The organism is Paractinoplanes pyxinae (genome assembly GCF_026626335.1).
Classification (GTDB): Bacteria; Actinomycetota; Actinomycetes; order Mycobacteriales; family Micromonosporaceae; genus Actinoplanes; species Actinoplanes pyxinae.
In genome coordinates this window covers 205,696-227,321 of the sequence record NZ_JAPNTZ010000011.1, presented here as the reverse complement: position 1 = coordinate 227,321, position 21,626 = coordinate 205,696, and the positions used below count along the sequence as shown (strand labels likewise).

Genomic DNA, 21,626 nt, shown 5'->3' with positions numbered 1-21,626 from the left:
CGCTCACCGCCCCAGACCGAAGAGGCCGCGGCCGTGCGGGCTCTGCTTGATCGTGGGCGGCGCGCCGGCGTCGTACCACTCGGCCGCGCGGATCTGCTTCATCGCGTCCTTACGGGCGGCGGTGTCCAGCCGGTCGAGGAAGAGCACGCCGTCGAGGTGGTCGGTCTCGTGCTGCACGCAACGCGACATGAGGCCGGTGCCGACGATCTGGATCGGGTCGCCGTGCTCGTTGAAGCCGGCCGCCACCACGTTCTGCCGGCGCTTGGTGTCGATGTAGATGCCCGGGATGGACAGGCAGCCCTCGGGACCGTCCTGCTCCTCGTCGTCGGGGAACGACAGCACCGGGTTGACGATGTGACCGACCACGTCGTCCACGTCGAACGTGAAGACCCGCAGGCCGACGCCGATCTGCGGGGCGGCCAGGCCGGCGCCGCCCTCCTCCAGCATGCTGTCGGTCAGGTCCTTGACCAGGGTGCGGAGTTCCTTGTCGAAGTCGGCGACGGGGTCGGCCGGCGTCCGGAGCACCGGATCGCCGAACAGACGGATGGACTGGACGGTCACGCGGGCAGACTCCTGACATCTCGGCTCAGCACCCGACCAGTCTACGGAGTGCTTTTTCGCAGCGTCACCGGCAGCGACGACCACCCGCGCAGGTTCATGCGGGGCCGGCGGACCGGGCGGCCGGCCAGGGCCAGATCGGGGAAGCGGCGCAGCAGGGCGGGCAACGCGATCTGGGCTTCCAGACGGGCGAGCGGGGCGCCCAGGCAGTAGTGAGCTCCGGCGCCGAAAGAGAGTGGGGCTTGATCCGTACGGAAGGGATCGAATTTGTCGGGTTCGGGGAACCGCAACGGGTCACGGTTGGCCGCGCCGAGCAGCAACACCAGCTCCGCGTCGGCGGGCAGGTCGGTACCGGCCAGTGTCGTCGGCCGAGAGGTGTAACGCTCGGTGAGCTGCACCGGCGACTCGATGCGAAGAACTTCTTCCACGTACGCCGGAGCTGTCTCGGGATCGTCGCGGAGCCGGGCCGCGTGCTCCGGATGGTCGAGCAGCAGGACGATGCCGTTGCCGAGCAGGTTGGTCGTCGTCTCGAAGCCGGCCACGAGCAGCAGGACGAGGTTGCCCATCAGCTCCTCGGCGGTGAGCTGATCACCACCCGCGTCGTGCGCGGCGGCCAGCGCGGTGACCAGGTCGTCGGCCGGCTCGGCGCGGCGCCGCCCGATCAGGTCGGTGAAGTAGTCCTCCAGCTCGAGCGCGGCCGCATGCGCCTGGCGACGGTCCTCCTCGGTCCAGCGCACCTCGAGGACGGCGGTCAGAGCCTCGGCCAGCCGGCGGAAACGCCCCCGGTCAGCGGTGGGAACACCCAGCAGAGCGGTGATCACGGCGATCGGCAGCGGATAGGTGAGATGGGTGACCAGATCGGTCCCGTACGCCGGAAGAGCATTCAGGATCTCGTCGACCTGCCCGGCGATGACCTCCCGCAGGGCGGACACCCGGCGCGCGGTGAACACGCCGGCGGCCAGGCGCCGCATGCGGGTGTGCTGAGGCGGATTCGTCCGCAACATCGAGTCGGCGAACAGGGCGACGGCCCGGTTGTCCCGCCAGTCCGACCACTGCGAGTCGAGCCGCCGGGCGTCGTAGGCCTCCATCGCCGGATCCCGCAACACCGCGTCAACCGCCGCATACCCCGAGACGAAGAAGTAGCTCTTCCCCGCCCGGACCACCGGCCCGTGCCGATGCAGAGCCGCGTACGCCGCAATCGGATCATGGTTGGCGCGGGGGTCGAGCAGCAGGGCCACGGCCTTGCCCGCGTCCAGCACACCGCCGTCAGTCATCGTCACGAATACGTTCTACCGCGCCCCGTCCACGCGGGCTCCCCGCCCGACAGCGACGCCCCGCCGGTGTTCGCCCGGTGGACGACGGGCCTGCTCGCGAACCCGCAATGCCCGCCTGTGGACAACGACCATTGCCCGCGAACCGCCGATGCCCGCCTGTGGACAACGACCATCGCCCGCGAACCGCCGATGCCCGCCTGTGGACAACCGGACCGGCCTGCCTTGACAGCGCGTACCCTCCCCTCTAACTCCCCTGGGTGGGCGGGGGAGGCGGTGGCACACCGGATGATCGGCTTCCGGCCGACAGGCGGTCGCGCGGGTGGGAGCGACGGAATTGTCGGAGGGGCCGGGCAGAATGTTCGGCGATGGCAACGAAGAGCGGACGCAGCGAGCGGGAGCCGGCCGAGCGGCTTCCCGTGGCCCGTGTCTGCGTCGACGTGCCGCTGCCGCACCTCGACCGGCCGTTCGACTATCTGGTGGCGTCGACCGACGACGAGGCGGCCCAGCCGGGCGTACGGGTGAAGGTCCGGTTCGCGGGGCAGCTCGTCAGCGGCTTCCTGCTCGAGCGGGTCGAGTCGTCGCCGCACGGCGGCAAGCTGGCCTATCTCGAAAAGATCGTCTCGCCCGAGCAGGTGCTCGACCCTGAGGTTGCCCAGCTGGCGCGGGCTGTGGCCGACCGGTACGCCGGCAACCTGAGCGATGTTCTTCGGCTGGCTGTGCCACCACGGCATGCCCGGGTCGAGGCCCAACCCCCCAAAGCCGCTCCCGTCGCCGACGCGCCCCCGTCGGACAACGCCGCTCCTGACGCCGACGCGCCCCCGTCGGACAACGCCCTAGCCGGCGTGCCCTCCTCCGACCCTCAGCATGAATCCGATGCGCCCGCCGCATCCCACGCGCTCACCCCCGCCACCTCTACCGAGCCTCAAGGCGACTCCCCGCGAGCCGACACTTCTGTACCGAGCGGGCTCGACCCCGGCGGCTGGGACAAATATGTGGCGGGGCCCGCGTTTCTCAAGGCGCTGGCCGACGGGCGTAACGCTCGGGCGGTGTGGGGTGCGTTGCCGGGTGAGGACTGGGCTCGGCGGATCGCCGAGGCTGCCGCGGCGACCGTGCTCGGCGGGCGGGGCGTGGTCATTGTGGTGGCCGACGCCCGTGACCTTGATCGCGTCGACCAGGCGCTGTCGGCGGTGCTCGGGTCGGGGCGGCACGTCGCGCTCAACGCCGCGCTGGGGCCGGCCGAGCGGTACCGGCGCTTCCTGGCCGCGAGCCGCCATCAGGTGCCGGTGGTGGTGGGAACGCGGGCCGCGATGTGGGCGCCCGTGGCCAAGGTGGGGCTGGTCGTCATCTGGGACGACGGCGACGACCTGCACGCCGAGCCGCGTTCGCCGTATCCGCACGCCCGCGAGGTGCTGCTGACCCGCGCGCAGTTGGCCGACTGCGCCGCTTTGGTGGCCGGTTTCGCCCGCACCGGCGAGGGTCAGCTGCTGCTGCAGACGGGCTGGGCCCGCGAGATCAGCGCGGCCCGGGACGTGCTGCGCGCGCACGCCCCGGCCATCGCCCCCACCGGCGACGACCCGCAGCTGGCGCGCGACCCCGGCGCCGCCACCGCCCGCCTGCCCAGCCTGGCCTGGCAGACCGCCCGCACGGCCCTCCAGTCGGGCGCGCCCGTGCTCGTCCAGGTGCCCCGGCGCGGCTATCTGCCGTCGGTCGCCTGCGCCGAGTGCCGTACGCCGGCCCGCTGCCCCCAGTGCTCCGGGCCGCTCGGCCTGCAGGGCGCACGCGACGTCCCTACCTGCCATTGGTGCGGCCGGGCGGCCGCGGCTTACACGTGTCCGGCCTGCGGGGAGCGTCGCCTGCGCGCGTCGATCACCGGCGCCCGCCGTACGGCCGAAGAGCTGGGCCGGGCCTTCCCGGGGTTCCCGGTCCGCACGTCGGGCAAAGACGAGATCCTCGACACCGTCCCGGCCGAGGCGGCCGTGGTCGTGGCCACCCCCGGCGCCGAGCCGGTGGCCGCCGACGGCTACGGCGCCGTCCTGCTCCTCGACACGTGGGCGCTGCTCACCCGCTCCGACCTGCGCGCGGCCGAAGAGACGATGCGCCGCTGGCTCAACGCCGCCGCCCTGACCCGGCCCGCCCGCACCGGCGGCAAGGTGGTCGTCGTCGCCGACGGTTCGCTGGCGCCGGTCCAGGCGTTGATCCGCTGGGATCCGGCCTGGTTCGCCCAGCGCGAGCTCACCGAACGCCGCGAGCTGTCCTTCCCGCCCGCCGCCCGCATGGCCAGCCTGACCGGCCGGGCCGAGGCGGTGTCCGAGTTCCTGAGCATCGCCCGCCTACCGGAAGACACCGAGCTGCTGGGCCCCGTCCCCGCCGACGAAGACCAGGAACGCATGCTCCTGCGAGTCCCCCGCTCCCAGGCCGCCGCCCTCGCCCACGCCTTGCACGAGGCCGCCGCCGTCCGCAGCGCCAAGAAGGCCCCCCTGACCGTCCGCATCGAGATCGACCCGGCCGCCCTCTTCTGACACTCGGAGGGCCGGGGCGCTCCCGAGGGTCAGGCTGTCCAAGTGAGGTCGAAGGTGCCGTCCTCGACCCGGGCGATGAACTCTTCGACGTTCGCGGCTTGCATCACGGCGTCGTCCCAGCTCTTGCTCGCGTTGCTGACCAGCAGCACCGGTGCTGGGTCCTGCCGCAAGTCGAGCACGAAGTTCTCCAGCCCGCCGTCGCCGCCGATGAGGGCGATGCCGGGGTGCGTGCCCTCGGTCTCCCAGATGGCCAGCAACTGCTGGGCCTCGGCCGGCGGGTACAGCCACACGTATTTGCCCGACGCCAGCCAGCCCCGCCGCAGCCACGACGACGACCGCAAGTAGGACCGCCAAGCCGCCGGCAGCTCCGGACCTTCGGCGAACTCGGCCTCCGGCACCGGCCCGCGCCAGTCGGCCTCCTCGACGATCACGCCCGTGGGTTCGCCGTCGCGGGTCCGCACTCGCAGGACGTGCCCGGCGCCTTCGGAGGGAACCAGCTTCTCCCGCGCGACGCGAACCGCATCCACTCGATCGTCGAAGAGGGACAATTCCGACGGCCACTCGCGCCAGTCGGCCGCCTCGATCCGCTCCACATCGCCCGAACCGGCCGCGCCCCACCGCGTGACCAGGCCACCTTCAAGATCATCGCCCATGCGGGCACACCCTACTGAAGGCTCCGGCCACACCGTAACCACCTGTGACCCAAAACGAGCACCGTCACGGTTCGCACAGGCCGCGCCAGTGACGCAAACCGGCACCACCCGGTCCGCGGCGCCGACCGGTGACGCAAAAGCCGCAGCCCCCGCCCGTCAGCGGAAGCGCCGGTCGGTGACGCAAAAACCGGCGCCCCCGCTGGTGAGCGGAGGCGCCGGCTGGGCGAAACGGGTCAGGCAGCGGCGTTCTTGAGGTCCTGAGCGCGCTCGGTGCTCTCCCACAGCAGCTCGGGGATCTCGCGGCCGAAGTGGCCGTACGCCGCGGTCTGCTGGTAGATCGGGCGCAGCAGGTCCAGGTCGCGGATGATCGCGGCCGGGCGGAGGTCGAACACCTCGTTGATGGCCTTCTCGATCCGCTCGACCGGGACGTTCTCGGTGCCGAACGTCTCGACGAACAGCGACACCGGGTGCGCCTTGCCGATCGCGTACGCGACCTGGGTCTCGCACCGCTCGGCCAGGCCGGCCGCCACCACGTTCTTGGCCACCCAGCGCATGGCGTAGGCCGCGGACCGGTCCACCTTGGACGGGTCCTTGCCGGAGAACGCGCCGCCGCCGTGCCGCGCGTACCCGCCGTACGTGTCAACGATGATCTTGCGACCGGTGAGGCCGGCGTCGCCCATCGGGCCGCCGATCTCGAACCGGCCGGTCGGGTTGACCAGCAGCCGGTAGTTGTCGGTGTCCAGGCCGAGGCCCTCGAGCTCGGGCGCGATCACGTGCTCGCGGATGTCGGGCGTGAGCAGCGACTCCAGCGAGATGTCGGCCGCGTGCTGCGACGAGACGACCACGGTGTCGAGGCGGACCGGGCGCAGACCGTCGTACTCGATCGTGACCTGGGTCTTGCCGTCGGGGCGCAGGTAGGGGATCGTGCCGTCCTTGCGGGCGGCCGACAGGCGACGGGCCAAGCGGTGCGCCAGCGCGATCGGCAGCGGCATCAGCTCGGGCGTCTCGGAGCAGGCGAAGCCGAACATCATGCCCTGGTCGCCGGCGCCCTGGGCGTCGAGCACGTGCTCGCTGTCACCCTCGCGCAGCTCGAGCGCGCTGTCGACACCCTGCGCGATGTCGGGCGACTGCGACCCGATCGACACGCTGACACCGCACGAGGCGCCGTCGAAGCCCTTCTTCGACGAGTCGTATCCGATCTTGAGGATCGTGTCGCGCACGATGCTCGGGATGTCGGCGTACGCCTGGGTGGTGACCTCACCCGCCACGTGCACCTGGCCGGTCGTGATGAGCGTTTCCACCGCGACACGGCTGCGGGGGTCCTGCGCCAGCAGGGCGTCGAGAATGCCGTCGCTGATCTGGTCAGCGATCTTGTCCGGGTGGCCTTCCGTGACCGACTCGGAGGTGAACAGGCGGCGTGCCACGGTGCTCCTCAGAATTGTCGAATACAACGTAACGCGGAAGTGTAGTCACCGTGCCTGGCCGGAGTCGCCTCGGTACTAGGCCTTCCCACCGTCGGCCACCTGGCTTTCGAGCAGCGTGACGACACGGTCATAAATCATATCGGCCACATCGTCTTTGGGGAGTTCGGCGTAACTGGCCGTGCTCCCGTCGGCCCCGAGCAGCGTGACCTCATTGTGGTCGGCGCCGAACACGCGGTCCACACCCACCTCGTTAACGACGATCAGGTCGGCACGTTTCTTGACCAGTTTGACCCGGGCGTGGTCGATCGCGTCATGTGTTTCGGCCGCGAAGGCCACGAGGATTTGCCCGGGCCGCTTGTTTGCGCCCAGCTCGGCGGCAATGTCCGGGTTGGTGACGAGAATGATCGGAGCCGGCGTGCCGTCGTCGGTTTTCTTGATCTTCTCGTCGGCCACGGTGGCCGGGCGGAAGTCGGCCGGTGCGGCCGACATCACGACGACGTCCGCCTCGGCGGCGGCCTTGACGGTTGCGGCCCGCAGTTCTTCAGTCGTTCCCACGCGTACGAGGTCAATGCCCGCCGGATCGGGCAGGGTGACATTCGCTGCGATCAGCGTCGTGCGTGCTCCGCGCGCGGCGGCCGCCTTGGCCAGCGCGTACCCCTGCTTGCCGGACGACCGGTTGCCGAGGAAACGCACCGGGTCGAGCGGCTCCCGTGTGCCGCCGGCCGTCACCACGACGTGCCGACCGGCCAAGTCAAGGTCAAGACCCCTTCGGTGTACGCGCAACGCCAGCTCGAAGATCTCGGCGGGGTCCGGCAGCCGCCCCTTACCCGTGTCTTTGCCGGTCAGCCGCCCGACCGCCGGCTCGATGACCACGGCCCCCCGCGCCCGCAAGGTCGCGACGTTGGCCTGAGTGGCCGCGTTCTCCCACATCTCGGTGTGCATCGCCGGCGCGAAGATCACCGGACAGGTGGCCGTCAGAAGCGTGTTGGTCAACAGGTCGTCGGCAATGCCGTGCGCAGCCTTGGCCAGCAGATCAGCCGTAGCCGGAGCCACCACCACCAACTCGGCGGCCCGCCCGATCCGAACGTGAGGCACCTCATGCGCGTCGTCCCACACTTCGGTAGCCACCGGCCGCCCCGAAAGCGCCGCCCAGGTAGGCGCCCCCACAAACTGCAACGCCGACGCAGTCGGCACAACCCGCACCTTGTGCCCCGACTCGGTGAACAACCGCAACAACTCACAGGCCTTGTAGGCCGCAATGCCCCCCGCCACCCCGAGCACAACTTCAGCCACCACAACCCCCGCCCGCGCTCCACCGCCCGCACAACGCGACGGCCCAACCCACGCCCGCCTATGCGAACGACCGCCCCCACGCTAGCCCGCCCACCACCCACCCGAGCCCCACACCCCAACCCCTGTGGACAACCCCGACCTCCGCCAACACCACCCCTCCCACCTGTGGACAACGCCGGCCTAACCCAACCAACCCGGCGTAGCCTCAGGCCCGCCCCCTAGGTCGGGCGGGGTAGGGCTGGTTGCTTTCGAAAGTCAAAGGCCACCCCTCCCGAAACCGACGCCGACCAACCTCCGGTCGGCCAGATGTCGAACCGCCCGAAGTCGGACCGACCCGGGGATAGGCCAGTCGGGACACAAGCCAGTTGAGAAGCGAGCCGGGATACAAGCCAGCCGAGAAGCGAGTCGGGACACGAGCCAGCTGCAAGCGAGCCAACCAAGAGCCAACACTGACCAAGCCCGGTCGCCGGTGTCGAGCTGACCGGAAACCGAGCAGGCCGGGAGACGGGCCCACCGGGAGAAGGTCCATCCGATTGCCGACACCGACCAAGCACGGGTCAGCCGCGCGCCGAGCCAACCGGAAGCCGAGCGAACCAAGGGCCGAGCCGGCCGGGAAATGGGCTAGCCGAGAGATGGGCATGCCCGCGCCGGGCTAGCCGAGAGAGTGGCATGCCCGCGCCGGGCTGGCCGGACGACGGACTGACCGGGATACAGACGGACTAAGAGCAGAGCCGACCGATCAACCTGGTCAGAGCTGAGCTGGCCGACGACCTCGCTGGTCAGGCGCCGAGCTTCCCGAGGATCGGCTGAGGGAGTCTGCGTGGGCAGTCAGCGAGGCTCCGACGAAGGGAACGGGCTGAGAAACCCGCACGGGGCAGCCAGCAAGGCCTGACCGAAGAGGTCGAGCTGAGGAACCCCGCCCGGACAGCCAGCGAGGCTCCGACCAAAGGAGTCGAGCCGAGAAAGCCCGCCCGGACAGCCAGCGAGGCTCCGACGAAGCGGTCGGGCTGAGGAAACCCACACAGCCAACCAGCGAGGCTCAGACCGAAGACGTCAGGCTGAAGAAACCCACACAGCCAACCAGCGACGCTCCGACCGAAGACGTCAGGCTGAAGAAACCCACACAGCCAACCAGCGAGGCTCAGACCGAAACCGAATTCAGAGCGCCCGGCGTTACGGCCGGGCGATGCCGCGTAGCGACCAGCGACGTAGCCGAAGGCGAACGCAACCGGCACGGTGCGAACGCGCAACCCACCACCCAGGTCCGCCCGGGTGACGCATCCGCCCAGCTTCGTCCACAACGCGGCAGCCAGACCACCAACCCGCACGGGTCTACGCAGCGCCACCACGCACCCAGAGAAGCGCCGACCACAGCGCGACAGCGAGGTCAAACCCCGCAAGGTCGGGCCCGAGGGCGACCACGCAGGGCGTATCGCCTTTCAGCCCAGCGTGGTCGCCCTCGGGCCCGGCCGTCCCACCGCAAGAAAGCCCAACGCGCAAAAAGCCGGAAAGACAGCAAAGATCCCGCGTCCGAACCGGAACGCGGGATCGATGTGTCAGACGACCGGTAACCCGGTCAGGCAACCCGGATCAGGGGTTGTCGGTAGCCTCGGCGGTCAGAAGGCCGGCGTTGATCTCGCGCATGGCGATCGAGAGCGGCTTCTCCTGCGGCGTGGTCTCGACCAGCGGGCCGACGTATTCCAGAAGACCCTCGCCGAGCTGGCTGTAGTACGCGTTGACCTGGCGGGCGCGCTTAGCCGCGAAGATCACCAGCGAGTACTTCGACGAGGTCTTGTCGAGCAGCTCGTCGATCGGCGGGTTGGTGATGCCTTCGGGGTTCGCGATGGTTCCCACAGTTTTAAGATCCTTAATGCTCTGGGGCTTGCGCTGGCGTCAGAAATGACGAACCGAGCAATCCTACCAGCTCATCGGCCGCCCGCTCGACGAAGTCGTTGACGACCGTGCGGTCGAATTCTTTTTCGGCCGCCAGTTCTTCGTCGGCGTGGGCCAGCCGGCGGCGGATTGTTTCCTCGTCGTCGGTGCCTCGGCCGATCAGCCGGCGGCGTAGTTCTTCGACGCTGGGCGGGGCCAGGAAGATCAGCTGCGCGTCGGGCATGGTGGCCCGCACCTGGCGGGCGCCCTGCAGGTCGATCTTGAGGAGGACCGGCCGGCCCTGGCTGATCCACCCTTCGACCTGGGCTCGGGGCGTCCCGTAGAGGTTGCCCGCGAACTCGGCCCATTCGAGCAGCTGACCGCCGTCGATCAGTCGCTGGAAGTCCGACCGGCTCACGAAGTGGTAGTGCTCGCCTTCGGTTTCGTAGTCGCGCTTCTTCCGGGTCGTCGCCGACACGGAAAGCTTGATCCAAGGCGAGCGCGCCCGGATCAGCTCGATCACGCTGTCTTTGCCGACCCCTGAGGGGCCGGAAAGAACCGTGAGGCGGGCTGCCGGGCGCGCGTCGTCATCCATGCTCACAAGGCTCATTCAACACGAGCCCATGAGTCAGTTCGCAGCGAACTCCCCCAGGAGGGCCTTGCGCTGCTGGTCGCCGAGACCGCGCAGCCGGCGGCTGTCGGCGATCTTGAGCTTCTCCATGATCTGGGTCGCACGGATCTTGCCGATGCCCGGCAGCGCCTGCAGCACGGCCGAGACCTTCAGCTTGCCGACGACCTCGTCCTCCTCCGCGCGGTCAAGCACAGCGGCGAGGGTGGTCTTGCCGGACTTGAGCTGTTCCTTCAGCTCAGCCCGAGCCTTGCGTACTTCCGCGGCCTTCTCCAGCGCTGCAGCGCGCTGCTCGGGGCTCAGTGACGGGAGCGGCACCAGTTCTCCTCAGGTCCCTATCGCGGCGGTAGTTCAATACCGGCGCTTCTGTGAAACGTGGTGTGCCAGGGAACCAAAGGGGCATGTGGTCCACCGGCGACCGGAAAACTAGCGGTCAACCGCGCTTTCGGCAACGTGGGGGTACCCCGACGACCGCTCGGTCACGCCCTGATAAGCAGGGCCGTTTCACCCGAGAGCGGCCCTGCATTCGTCCGCGACGCGGTCCGCGGCGGCTCTCAGGCCGGCCACTGATGGTCCCGCTGTGAGAACTTCGCGTGAGTACGACGGCAGTACGTTGCGCAGGCTTTCGCCGAAGACGGACCGCAGGTCGGAGGCGGTCGCACCCTGCGCTCCGAGGCCCGGAGCGAGCAGCGGACCGTTCACTCGGGACAGATCGTGCCCGGTTTCGCCGATCGTCGCTCCGATTACGAGGCCGAGGCTTCCCAGCGGCTCAAAACCTTTGTTGAGCTGGGAAATCTCGTCGATCACGGTTTGCGCCACGGTCCTTTTGTCCGATGCGACGGCATGCTGGACGGAGCGTCCCTCCGGATTGGACGTGAGGCCCAGAACGAACACGCCGCCGCCGTGACGAGCGGCGACGTCGAATGCCGGCTGCAACGAGCCCACGCCGAGGTAGGGACTCACAGTAATCGCGTCGGCACGCAGAGAACTCGCTGGATCGAGGTAGGCGTCGGCGTACGCGGCCATCGTCGAGCCGATGTCGCCGCGCTTCACATCCAGCAGGACCAGCGCGCCGGCCTCGCAGGACTGTCGGATAGTTGACTCAAGAATTCCGATGCCACGTGACCCAAATCTCTCGAAAAACGCCGACTGCGGCTTCAGTACGGCCACCCGATCGGCCAGGGCTTCGACCACCGTAAGGGCGAAACGTTCCAGGCCGGCGATGTCGTCGCTGAGCCCCCACCTGGTCAGCAGGGCGGCGTGCGGGTCGATGCCGACGCACAGCCGGCCGCGCTTTTCCGTGGCCTCCGCGAGGCGCTTGCCGAAGGTCTCCACCGGGACTCCCTCTTCCGTGTCGTCAGTCAAGTGATCAGTCAGGTCGCGACCGCCTCGGAGGCGGCCGGTCGGTCAAGTGGTCAGTCAGGTCCGCGCGGGCTGATCAAGCGGACGAAAAGACGGCCGCCGGGTGAACGGAACGGCGGTGCGGGCGCGCGGGTCGGTTGGCGGCTGAGTGGGTCAGGTCGCCGCGACCGCCGCCGCGATGCCGGCGGTGATCCGGGCGACGTCGTCGGGTTCGGTGACGTACGGCGGCATGGTGTAGATCAGGTCGCGGAACGGCCGCAGCCACACGCCCGCCCCCACGGCCGCCGCCGTCGCCGCCGCGATGTCCACGTCGCGGTCCAGCTGCACCACTCCGATCGCGCCCTTGACCCGCACGTCAGCCACTCCGGGCGCGCCCCGCAGCGGCTCCAGGCCGTCTCGTAGACCGTTTTCGATCAGTCGTACGCGGTCGGTCCACCCCCCGTCGCGCAGGAGCCCCAACGAGGCGTTGGCCACCGCGCAGGCCAGCGGGTTGCCCATGAAGGTCGGGCCGTGCGCGAGGCCGCCGCCCTCTCCCGCCGAGATCGCCGCCGCCACCTCGGTCGTGCACAGCGCCGCCGCCAGCGTGAGATAGCCGCCCGTGAGCGCCTTGCCCACGCACATGATGTCGGGGCTGACCCCGGCGTGCGTGGCCGCGAACATCTTTCCCGTACGACCGAAGCCCGTGGCGATCTCGTCGAAGATCAGGAAGATGCCGTGGGCGGCGGTGACGTCGCGCAGCACGCGCAGGTACTCCGGATGGTGGAAGCGCATGCCGCCGGCCCCCTGCACCACCGGCTCGACGATCACCGCGGCGATGTCGTCGGCGTACTTCTCCACCATGTCGACGAGCTCACCCGTGTACGCCTCGTCGTAGTCCTCGGGCGGCGGACCGGCGAAGATCTGCGCCGGCAGCACCCCGGTCCACAGCGAGTGCATGCCGCCGACCGGGTCGCACACGCTCATCGGATGGAACGTGTCGCCGTGGTACCCGCCGCGCCACGTGGCGAGCTTCCGGCGGCTGGGCCGGCCCAGCGCGAGCTGCGCTTGCAACGCCATCTTGATCGCGACCTCGACGCTGACCGAGCCCGAGTCGGCCAGAAAGACGTGTTCCAGCCCTTCCGGCGCCAGCTCGACCAGGGTGGTGGCCAGCTCGATGGCCGGCTCGTGGGTGAGCCCGCCGAACATCACATGGCTCATCCGCCCGGCCTGCTCGGCCAGCGCCGCGTCGAGCACCGGATGCCGATAGCCGTGGATGGCCGCCCACCACGACGACATCCCGTCGATCACTTCCCGCCCGTCGGCCAGCTTGAGCCGTACGCCCGAGGCGCTTTCAACCAGGTAGGGCTCACTGCGCCCGGGCATCGGCCCGTACGGATGCCACACGTGCCGCCGGTCGCGGGCGATCAGCTCTTCCGCCCGCGACCCGTTCATCGCGCGACCGCCGACGAGAAACAGGCCGCCGCAGGGGAACGGCCCGCCGACGAGAAGCGGCCCAACCGCGAAACGACCAGCCGCCCGTTCATCGTGCGACCGCCGAGGACGTCGACCGGCGGGCGGCGGCCGAGGCGCGGACCAGGGCCGGGCCCTTGTAGATGAAGCCGCTGTAGAGCTGCACCAGCGAGGCGCCCGCGTCGAACAGACGGGCCGCGTCGTCGGCGTCCATCACTCCGCCGACCCCGATGATCGGCAGCTTGCCGCCGGTCTCGGTGTGGACGAAATGGACGACCTTGCGGGCCTTCTCGGTCAGTGGCCGCCCCGACAGCCCGCCCGGCTCCCCGGCCCGGGACACGTCGGCCGCGGCCAGCCCGTCGCGGGACAGCGTCGTGTTGGTGGCGATCACCCCGGCCGCGCCGTGGCTGAGGCAGACCTCGAGCAGTTCGGCGATGGCCGGCTCGGTGAGGTCAGGGGCGATTTTGACCAGGACGGGCTTGGGACCGACCAAGGCCGTCAGCAGTTCGGCGATCGCGTTCTTGTCCTGCAGCGTGCGCAGCCCCGGCGTGTTAGGCGACGAGACGTTGACCGCGATGTAGTCCGCGTACGGATACAGCAGCTGGTGCGACGTCAGGTAGTCGTCGACCGCTCCCTCGAGCGGCGTGACCTTGGACTTGCCGAGCGAGATGCCCAGCGGCACCCCGATCGGGCCCAGTCGCCCGAGCCGGTCGGCCAGCGCCGCCGCCCCGGCGTTGTTGAAGCCCATCCGGTTGATGATCGCCTCGCTGTCGCGCAGGCGGAACAGGCGCGGCTTGTCGTTGCCGGGCTGAGCGTGCGCGGTGACCGTGCCGACCTCGACGAAGCCGAAGCCGAGGGCCGGCCACGCGGGCAGGGCCAGGCCGTTCTTGTCCATGCCGGCGGCCAGGCCGACCGCATTGGGGAAGCGCACGCCGAACGCCTCGACCGGGGCGTCGACCGCGTACCGGGCCTTCATGGCCGCCCGCACCGGGCCGGGCAGCCGGGCCAGGCGGTTCAGCGTGAACTCGTGGGCCGTCTCGGCGTCCCCGCCGCCCACCCGGAACAGCACCGGGCGGACGGCGGACTCGAACAAGGTCACTTCGTGCCTCGCAGGGCGGCGTGCAGCTCCTGCAGGGGCCGGACGCTCATGTCGCCGCGCATCAGAGCCTCGATGCCCATCACGGCGGCGGCCGCGCCGGGCACCGTGGTGATGCTCGGGATGTCGGCCGTGACGGCGGCGCTGCGGATCTCGTAGCCGTCGGAGCGGGCGCTGGCCCCCGAGCCCTGAGGCGTGTTGATGATCATCGCGATCTCGCCGGCCAGGATGAGCTCGACCGCGTTCTTGCCCGGGCTCTCGTAGTGCTTGGGGACGATCTCGCAAACGACGCCGTAGCGGCGCAGCACCTCGCCGGTGCCGGCCGTGGTGACGATCGTGAAGCCGAGGTCGGCCAGCCGCTTGATCGGGAAGACCATCGACCGCTTGTCCCGGTTGGCCACCGACACGAAGATCTTGCCGGCGGTCGGCAGCGACCCGTACGCCGCGGCCTGCGACTTCGCGAACGCCTGGCCGAAGCCGGCGTCGATGCCCATGACCTCGCCGGTCGACTTCATCTCGGGCCCGAGCAGGCTGTCGACGCCCTTGCCGGCCGGGGTGCGGAACCGCTTGAACGGCAGCACCGCCTCTTTGATGGCGATCGGCGCGCCCTCGGGAACCGTGCCGCCGTCACCCTCGGGCAGCAGCATCCCTTCGGCCCGCAGCTCGGCGATGGTGGCGCCGAGCATGATGCGGGCGGCCGCCTTGGCCAGCGGCACCGCTGTCGCCTTGCTCACGAACGGCACGGTCCGCGACGCGCGCGGGTTGGCCTCGAGCACGTAGAGCGTGTCGTCCTTGAGCGCGTACTGCACGTTGAGCAGGCCGCGCACGCCGACCCCGCGGGCGATCGCCTCGGTGTAGCGGCGCACCTCGGCCAGGTGCGAGCCGGCCAGGGTGATCGGCGGCAGCGAGCACGACGAGTCGCCGGAGTGGATGCCGGCCTCCTCGATGTGTTCCATGACGCCGCCCAGGTAGACCTGGCCGGTCTCGTCGCACAGCGCGTCGACGTCGATCTCGACCGCGTCGTCGAGGAACCGGTCGACCAGCACCGGGTGGTCGGGCGAGATCTCGGTGGCCCGCTCGATGTAGCCCTTGAGCGTCGGCTCGTCGTAGACGATCTCCATGCCGCGGCCGCCGAGCACATAGGACGGGCGGACCAGAACCGGGTACCCGATCGTGTCGGCGATCTCTTTGGCCTCGTCGAAGCTGGTCGCGGTGCCGTGCTCGGGCGAGCGCAGGCCGGCCTTGGCCAGCACCGCGCCGAACAGGCCCCGGTCCTCGGCGAGGTCGATCGACTCGGGTGAGGTGCCGACGATCGGGACGCCCGCGGCCTTGAGCCGGTTGGCCAGGCCGAGCGGGGTCTGACCGCCCAGCTGCACGATCACGCCGATGACGCCGGGACCGCCGGCCGCCTTGCCGCTGGAGTCCTCGGAGTGGAACACCTCGAGGACGTCCTCGAAGGTGAGCGGCTCGAAGTAGAGCCGGTCGGCCGTGTCGTAGTCGGTCGAGACCGTCTCGGGGTTGCAGTTGACCATCACGGTCTCGAAACCGACCCCGCGCAGAGCCATGACGGCGTGCACGCAGGAGTAGTCGAACTCGATGCCCTGGCCGATCCGGTTCGGCCCCGAGCCCAGGATCAGCACCTTGGGCCGGTCGGACGGCGCGACCTCGGTCTCTTCGTCGTACGTCGAGTAGTGGTAGGGCGTGTCCGCCTCGAACTCGGCCGCGCAGGTGTCGACGGTCTTGTAGACCGGCCGGATGCCGAGGCGGTGCCGCAGCGTACGCACGCCGTCCTCGCCCGCGAACTCGGGGCGCAGGGCCGCGAGCTGCTTGTCGGAGACGCCCGAGCGCTTGGCCCGGCGCAGCAGTCCCGCGTCGAGGACGGGAGCGTCGAGAATTTCCGTACGGAGGTCGACCAGCGCCTTGATCTCGTCGAGGAACCAGGGGTCGATCCGCCCGCTGGCCTCGTGCACCTGCTCGACGGTGGCGCCCAGCCGCAGCGCCCGCTCGACGGTGTAGAGCCGGCCGTCGTGCGGAATGCGCAACGCGGCCAGCGCGTCTTCCAGCGAGTCTGATTTATCCGAAGCGGTCCAGAAGCCCGCGGCGGAGGTCTCCAGCGACCGCATCGCCTTGTTCAGCGCCTCGGCGAAGTTGCGCCCGATGGACATCGCCTCGCCGACCGACTTCATGGTGGTGGTCAGCTCGGGGTCGGCCCCGGGGAACTTCTCGAACGCGAAGCGCGGGATCTTCACGACCACGTAGTCGAGCGCGGGCTCGAAGGCGGCCGGCGTCTTGAGAGTGATGTCGTTGGGGATCTCGTCGAGCGTGTAGCCGATGGCCAGCTTGGCCGCGATCTTGGCGATCGGGAAACCGGTGGCCTTCGACGCCAGCGCCGACGAGCGCGAGACGCGCGGGTTCATCTCGATGACGACCAGGCGGCCGTTGTCGGGGTTGATGGCGAACTGGATGTTGCAGCCGCCGGTGTCGACGCCGACCTCGCGCAGCACGGCGATGCCGAGGTCGCGCAGGTTCTGGTACTCCCGGTCGGTGAGGGTCATGGCCGGGGCCACGGTCACCGAGTCGCCGGTGTGCACGCCCATCGGGTCGACGTTCTCGATCGAACAGACGACCACGACGTTGTCGTGCTTGTCGCGCATCAGCTCGAGCTCGTACTCCTTCCAGCCGAGCACGCTCTCCTCGATCAGCACCTCGTGCACCGGGGAGGCGGCCAGGCCGGCGCCGGCGATGCGCTCGAGGTCCTCGTCGGTGTGGGCCATGCCCGAACCGAGGCCGCCCATGGTGAACGAGGGCCGGATGACCACCGGCAGGCCGAGGTCGGCCACTGTGGCCTTGACCTCGTCCATCGAGTGGCACACGCGCGAGCGCGGGGTCTCGCCGCCGGCCTTGGCCACGATCTCTTTGAACAGCTGGCGGTCCTCGCCGCGGCGGATCGCGTCGACGTCGGCGCCGATCAGCTCGACGCCGTACTTCTCGAGCACGCCGCTCTCGTGCAGCGCGATCGCGGTGTTGAGCGCGGTCTGGCCGCCCAGCGTGGGCAGGATCGCGTCGGGGCGCTCCTTGGCGATGACCAGCTCGACGAACTCCGGGGTGATCGGCTCGACATAGGTGGCGTCGGCGAACTCGGGGTCGGTCATGATCGTGGCCGGGTTGGAGTTGACCAGCGAGACCCGGATGCCCTCGGCCCGCAGGACGCGGCAGGCCTGGGTGCCGGAGTAGTCGAACTCGCAGGCCTGGCCGATGACGATCGGGCCGGAGCCGATCACCATCACATGCTTGAGATCTTCACGCTTCGGCATGATCAGGCCTTCCGTTCCACGAGCTCGACGAACCGGTCGAAGAGGTAGTCCGCGTCGTGCGGACCCGCCGCCGCCTCGGGGTGGTACTGGACGGTGAACGCGGGCACCTCGATGCCGCGCAGGCCCTCGACCACGTTGTCGTTGAGGCAGACGTGCGAGACCTCGACCCCGCCGAAGTCGGTGTCGATCACGGTGTTGAGCGGCGCGTCGACCGCGAAGCCGTGGTTGTGGCTGGTCACCTCGACCTTGCCGGTGGTTTTATCGAGCACCGGCTGGTTGATGCCGCGGTGGCCGTAGCCCAGCTTGTAGGTGCCGAAGCCGAGCGCCCGGCCCAGGATCTGGCTGCCGAAGCAGATGCCGAACAGCGGCTTCTGCCGGCGCATGACCTCTTGGGCCAGCGACACCGGGCCGTCGGCGGTGGCCGGGTCGCCGGGACCGGGCGAGAAGAACACCGCGTCGGGCGACACCGCGAGCAGATCCTCGACCGAGGACGAGGCCGGAAAGACGTGCGTGGTCACGCCGCGCGCAGCGAGCCGCCGGGTGACGTTGCGCTTGATGCCCAGGTCGAGCGCGGCGACGGTGTAGCGGTGCTCGCCGACGGCCTCGATGGTGTAGCGCGACGAGGTGCTGACCTCGGCCGACAGGTCGGCGCCGACCATCTGCGGGGCCGCCTGCACCCGGGTCAGCAGCGACTGCGGATCGAGATCCACCGACGAGATGCCGACCCGCATGGCCCCGCGCGAGCGAAGGTGCCGGGTGAGGGCCCGGGTGTCGATCCCGCTGATGCCGACGACTCCCTCGGCGGCCAGCCGCTCCCCCAGGTCGCCGGTCGAGCGCCAGTTGGAGGGGCGGCGGGCGGGGTCACGGACGACATAGCCGGCGACCCAGATCTTGGAGGACTCGTCGTCCTCCTCGTTGACGCCGGTGTTGCCGATCTGCGGCGCGGTCTGCACGACAACCTGCCGGTGGTACGACGGATCGGTCAGCGTCTCTTGATAGCCGGTCATGCCGGTGGTGAAGACGGCCTCGCCGAACGTCTCGCCCAGCGCGCCGTAGGCCTCGCCGACGAAAGTCCGGCCATCCTCCAGCACGAGGATTGCTGAGTTGCCTAAACGGCTTCGCCGTACTGCATCAGAAAAGGGGGTACTCATTTAACAGCCTTCCCATCCAGGACCGTCGGCTCTCCCCGGAGGAAGGTCGCGACGATGCGACCCGGCAGGGTGGTGCCCGCGTACGGTGTGTTGCGGCTGCGACTCGCCAGCTCGGAAGGGTCTACTACCCGCCGGGCGGACGGATCCACCAGCGTGAGGTTGGCCGGCTCGCCCACCGCGAGGTCGGTGCCGTGCCCGGTCAGGCCCGCGATACGCGCCGGAGTGCGGGACATGCGCTCGGCGATCAGATCCCACCGCTCGCCCAGCACGGAGAGCACGACCGGCAGGGCGGTCTCGAGACCCACCATGCCCGGGCGGGCGTACGCCCACTCGCACTCCTTGTCCTCGACGGCGTGCGGCGCGTGGTCGGTGGCCACGATGTCGATCACGCCCTCGACCAGTGCGGCCCGCAGCGCCTCGACGTCCGACGCCGTACGCAACGGGGGGTTGACCTTGTAAACCGGATCGTAGGAGGCGGCCAGTTCGTCGGTCAGCAGCAGGTGGTGCGGTGTGACCTCGGCCGTCACGCGGACGCCACGGGCCTTGGCCTGGCGCAGCACCTCGACCGAGCCCGCCGTCGAGACGTGGCAGACGTGCAGCCGGCTGCCGACGTGCTCGGCCAGCAGCACGTCGCGCGCGATGATCGCCTCTTCGGCCACCGCGGGCCAGCCGGTGAGGCCGAGGCGGGTGCTGACCTCGCCCTCGTGCATCTGCGCGCCCTCGGTGAGCCGGGGCTCCTCGGCGTGCTGGGCGATGATCCCGTCGAACGCCTTCACGTACTCGAGCGCGCGGCGCATCAGGCGCGGGTCGGCGACGCAGTGGCCGTCGTCCGAGAAGATCCGCACGTTGGCGGCCGAGGTCGCCATCGCACCCAGCTCGGCCAGCTGCTTGCCGGCCAGCCCGACGGTGACGGCGCCGATCGGCTGCACGTCGACCAGCCCGGCCTCGCGGCCCAGCCGCCAGACCTGCTCGACCACGCCGGCCGTGTCGGCCACCGGCGAGGTGTTGGCCATCGCGAAGACCGCGGTGTAACCGCCGAGGGCGGCCGACCGGGAGCCGGTCTCGACCGTCTCGGCGTCCTCGCGGCCGGGCTCGCGCAGGTGGGTGTGCAGGTCGACCAGGCCCGGCAGCGCGACCAGACCCGCGGCGTCGATGATTTCGGCATCGGCGGGAGCATTGTCGGAAATGCGACCGTCGACAATGGCCACGTCGCGCAGTTCGGCGCCCAGCAGAGAGACACCGCGCAGCAGATAAGAGGTCATGCCTTGCCCCCAAGAAGCAGATAGAGAACAGCCATCCGGGCGCTGACGCCGTTGGCGACCTGTTCGACGATCGTGGAGCGGGAGGAGTCGGCCACCTCAGGGGTGATCTCCATGCCGCGGTTCATCGGGCCGGGGTGCATGACGATCGCGTGCTCCGGCATCTTGCGCATGCGCGCCAGGTCGAGACCGTAGCGGCGGCTGTATTCCCGGGCCGAGGGGAAGTACGAGTCCTGCATGCGCTCGGTCTGCACTCGAAGCATCATCACGACGTCCATGTCGGGCAGGACGCTATCCAGGTCGTACGACACTTTCGTGGCCGGCGAGAGCGCGGCGGCGATGTCGACCGGGATCAGCGTCGGCGGCCCGACCAGCGTGACCTGTGCGCCCAGCGTCGTGAGCAGCAGGACGTTCGAGCGGGCGACCCGGCTGTGAAGCACATCACCCACGATCGCCACGCGAAGACCGTCGAGCCGGCCGAGCCGCGACCGCATGGTGTACGCGTCGAGCAGCGCCTGCGTCGGGTGCTCATGCGTCCCGTCGCCCGCGTTGACCACCGACCCGTCGACCCAGGCGGCCAGCCGGTGCGGCGCGCCCGAGGCGGGGTGCCGGATGACGACCGCGTCGGCCCCCATGGCCTGCAGGGTCAGCGCCGTGTCCTTCAGGCTCTCGCCCTTCGAGACGCTGGAGCCCTTGGCCGAGAAGTTGATGACGTCGGCCGAGAGGCGCTTGGCGGCCGCCTCGAACGAGATGCGGGTGCGGGTCGAGTCCTCGTAGAACAGGTTGACCACGGTGCGGCCGCGCAGCGTCGGCAGCTTCTTGACCTCGCGGCCGGCCAGCGCGGCCATCTCGCCCGCGGTGTCCAGGATCAGCGTGGCGGTGGGCGCGTCCAGATCGGCCGCCGAGCGCAGGTGCTTGATCACTGGTCCTCACCCCCGGTCAGCTTGACCTCGTCGAGGCCGTCGATCTCGGTCAGCGAGACGCGGACGCTCTCGGCCAGCGAGGTCGGGATGTTCTTGCCCACGTAGTCGGCGCGGATCGGCAGCTGGCGGTGGCCGCGGTCGACCAGCACCGCGAGCTGCACCGAACTGGGCCGGCCTTCGTCGTTGAGGGCGTCGAGTGCGGCCCGTACGGTGCGACCGCTGTACAGCACGTCGTCGACGAGCACGACCCGCCGGCCGTCGATGCCGCCGCCGGGCAGTTCGGTCTTGCCGAGCGCGCGGGTGGCGTGCAGCCGCAGGTCGTCGCGGTAGAGGGTGATGTCGAGGGAGCCGACCGGAATGTCGATGCCCTCGAAGGCGTGGATGCGGGCGGCCAGCCGCTCGGCCAGCGGAACACCGCGGGTGGGGATGCCGAGAAGAACGGTGCCGGTGGCGCCCGAGGTCTTCTCGAGAATCTGGTGGGCGATGCGGTCGACGACCCGGTGCAGGTCGGACGCACTCAAGATGATCTTGCTGGACGCGTCGGCGCGTGGCTGTGCCACGGCGGACCCCCTTCCCCGCCTCACGGGACGGGTCGTTAAAGGACGTCTGGCGGGCCTGGCCCCACGGGGAACCAGCCCGATGGCTGACGCTACGTTACCAGTGGCCGCGCCGATGACCATGGTGACGTGCCCGACGGGCGCACACGCCGGACTAATCCGACAACTCAACCCGGCACGGCGCGACTCATAGGTAACCGACACTTGACCAGGGGTCGCTCACTGCGTACCGTCACGCTGCGTAGCGATCGCGGAGGGGAACCCTCCGGGCCAGCACAGTGGGAGTGTTCTTCA

General features: G+C 70.0%; 17 protein-coding genes. 1 reads left to right on the top strand and 16 read right to left on the bottom strand.

The annotated features are described in order from the left end of the window. Positions 1-3: 3 nt before the first annotated feature. On the bottom strand, positions 4-561 hold the full coding sequence (gene def / locus OWR29_RS30330; protein WP_267566757.1) for a peptide deformylase: 558 nt from the start codon (positions 559-561) through the stop codon (positions 4-6). Between the two features lie 41 nt (positions 562-602). Beyond that, positions 603-1,814 carry a cytochrome P450 gene (locus OWR29_RS30325; RefSeq protein ID WP_267566900.1) on the bottom strand — a complete coding sequence of 404 codons (1,212 nt, stop codon included), beginning with the start codon at positions 1,812-1,814 and terminating at the stop codon, positions 603-605. A gap of 383 nt (positions 1,815-2,197) precedes the next feature. Here OWR29_RS30325 and OWR29_RS30320 point away from each other — a divergent pair, with 383 nt between their 5' ends. Next, complete coding sequence (locus OWR29_RS30320) at positions 2,198-4,351, top strand: primosomal protein N' (RefSeq protein ID WP_267566756.1); 2,154 nt, start codon at positions 2,198-2,200, stop codon at positions 4,349-4,351. A 29-nt stretch (positions 4,352-4,380) separates the two neighbouring features. Here OWR29_RS30320 and OWR29_RS30315 read toward each other — a convergent pair whose 3' ends face one another. From OWR29_RS30315 to pyrR, 14 genes are all read right to left on the bottom strand, one after another. Beyond that, positions 4,381-5,004, bottom strand: a complete 624-nt coding sequence (locus tag OWR29_RS30315; protein ID WP_267566755.1) for a hypothetical protein — start codon at positions 5,002-5,004, stop codon at positions 4,381-4,383. Between the two features lie 233 nt (positions 5,005-5,237). After that, positions 5,238-6,428: a methionine adenosyltransferase gene (metK, locus tag OWR29_RS30310; protein WP_267566754.1), complete on the bottom strand. Its 1,191-nt coding sequence runs from the start codon at positions 6,426-6,428 to the stop codon at positions 5,238-5,240. Between the two features lie 75 nt (positions 6,429-6,503). Next, positions 6,504-7,724, bottom strand: coding sequence for a bifunctional phosphopantothenoylcysteine decarboxylase/phosphopantothenate--cysteine ligase CoaBC (gene coaBC / locus OWR29_RS30305; protein WP_267566753.1), 1,221 nt, complete (start codon positions 7,722-7,724; stop codon positions 6,504-6,506). A 1,587-nt stretch (positions 7,725-9,311) separates the two neighbouring features. After that, positions 9,312-9,575 (bottom strand): DNA-directed RNA polymerase subunit omega, encoded by a 264-nt coding sequence (gene rpoZ, locus OWR29_RS30300; RefSeq protein WP_015623990.1) that lies wholly within the window; start codon positions 9,573-9,575, stop codon positions 9,312-9,314. A 13-nt stretch (positions 9,576-9,588) separates the two neighbouring features. Next, positions 9,589-10,188: a guanylate kinase gene (gmk, locus tag OWR29_RS30295; RefSeq protein ID WP_267566752.1), complete on the bottom strand. Its 600-nt coding sequence runs from the start codon at positions 10,186-10,188 to the stop codon at positions 9,589-9,591. A 33-nt stretch (positions 10,189-10,221) separates the two neighbouring features. After that, positions 10,222-10,539 (bottom strand): integration host factor, actinobacterial type, encoded by a 318-nt coding sequence (gene mihF / locus OWR29_RS30290; RefSeq protein ID WP_020517554.1) that lies wholly within the window; start codon positions 10,537-10,539, stop codon positions 10,222-10,224. Positions 10,540-10,725: 186 nt separating this feature from the next. Beyond that, positions 10,726-11,556: an orotidine-5'-phosphate decarboxylase gene (gene pyrF / locus OWR29_RS30285; RefSeq protein WP_267566751.1), complete on the bottom strand. Its 831-nt coding sequence runs from the start codon at positions 11,554-11,556 to the stop codon at positions 10,726-10,728. Positions 11,557-11,736: 180 nt separating this feature from the next. Then, positions 11,737-13,014, bottom strand: a complete 1,278-nt coding sequence (locus OWR29_RS30280) for an adenosylmethionine--8-amino-7-oxononanoate transaminase (protein ID WP_267566750.1) — start codon at positions 13,012-13,014, stop codon at positions 11,737-11,739. 88 nt (positions 13,015-13,102) lie between these two features. After that, complete coding sequence (locus OWR29_RS30275) at positions 13,103-14,131, bottom strand: quinone-dependent dihydroorotate dehydrogenase (protein WP_267566749.1); 1,029 nt, start codon at positions 14,129-14,131, stop codon at positions 13,103-13,105. Continuing rightward, positions 14,128-17,442, bottom strand: coding sequence for a carbamoyl-phosphate synthase large subunit (gene carB, locus OWR29_RS30270; RefSeq protein WP_267566748.1), 3,315 nt, complete (start codon positions 17,440-17,442; stop codon positions 14,128-14,130). The genes OWR29_RS30275 and carB overlap by 4 nt, the downstream gene beginning before the upstream one ends. A gap of 2 nt (positions 17,443-17,444) precedes the next feature. Further along, the gene (carA, locus tag OWR29_RS30265; RefSeq protein ID WP_267566747.1) at positions 17,445-18,593 is read right to left on the bottom strand and encodes a glutamine-hydrolyzing carbamoyl-phosphate synthase small subunit; all 1,149 of its coding nucleotides are present in this window, start codon (positions 18,591-18,593) and stop codon (positions 17,445-17,447) included. Beyond that, complete coding sequence (locus OWR29_RS30260) at positions 18,590-19,855, bottom strand: dihydroorotase (RefSeq protein WP_267566746.1); 1,266 nt, start codon at positions 19,853-19,855, stop codon at positions 18,590-18,592. Before OWR29_RS30260 ends, carA begins: the two co-directional genes overlap by 4 nt. Then, positions 19,852-20,775, bottom strand: a complete 924-nt coding sequence (locus tag OWR29_RS30255) for an aspartate carbamoyltransferase catalytic subunit (protein ID WP_267566745.1) — start codon at positions 20,773-20,775, stop codon at positions 19,852-19,854. Before OWR29_RS30255 ends, OWR29_RS30260 begins: the two co-directional genes overlap by 4 nt. Beyond that, a complete protein-coding gene (gene pyrR, locus OWR29_RS30250; RefSeq protein WP_267566744.1) occupies positions 20,772-21,335 on the bottom strand; it encodes a bifunctional pyr operon transcriptional regulator/uracil phosphoribosyltransferase PyrR in 564 nt (187 codons plus the stop codon). The genes OWR29_RS30255 and pyrR overlap by 4 nt, the downstream gene beginning before the upstream one ends. Positions 21,336-21,626 lie beyond the last annotated feature (291 nt).

Bases quoted from the DNA above. Each gene is read 5' to 3' on its own strand.
- gmk (WP_267566752.1), bottom strand. From the start codon at position 10,188: ATGGATGACGACGCGCGCCCGGCAGCCCGCCTCACGGTTCTTTCCGGC.
- carA (WP_267566747.1), bottom strand. From the start codon at position 18,593: ATGAGTACCCCCTTTTCTGATGCAGTACGGCGAAGCCGTTTAGGCAAC.
- OWR29_RS30260 (WP_267566746.1), bottom strand. From the start codon at position 19,855: ATGACCTCTTATCTGCTGCGCGGTGTCTCTCTGCTGGGCGCCGAACTG.
- OWR29_RS30315 (WP_267566755.1), bottom strand. From the start codon at position 5,004: ATGGGCGATGATCTTGAAGGTGGCCTGGTCACGCGGTGGGGCGCGGCC.
- OWR29_RS30320 (WP_267566756.1), top strand. From the start codon at position 2,198: ATGGCAACGAAGAGCGGACGCAGCGAGCGGGAGCCGGCCGAGCGGCTT.
- OWR29_RS30280 (WP_267566750.1), bottom strand. From the start codon at position 13,014: ATGAACGGGTCGCGGGCGGAAGAGCTGATCGCCCGCGACCGGCGGCAC.
- carB (WP_267566748.1), bottom strand. From the start codon at position 17,442: ATGCCGAAGCGTGAAGATCTCAAGCATGTGATGGTGATCGGCTCCGGC.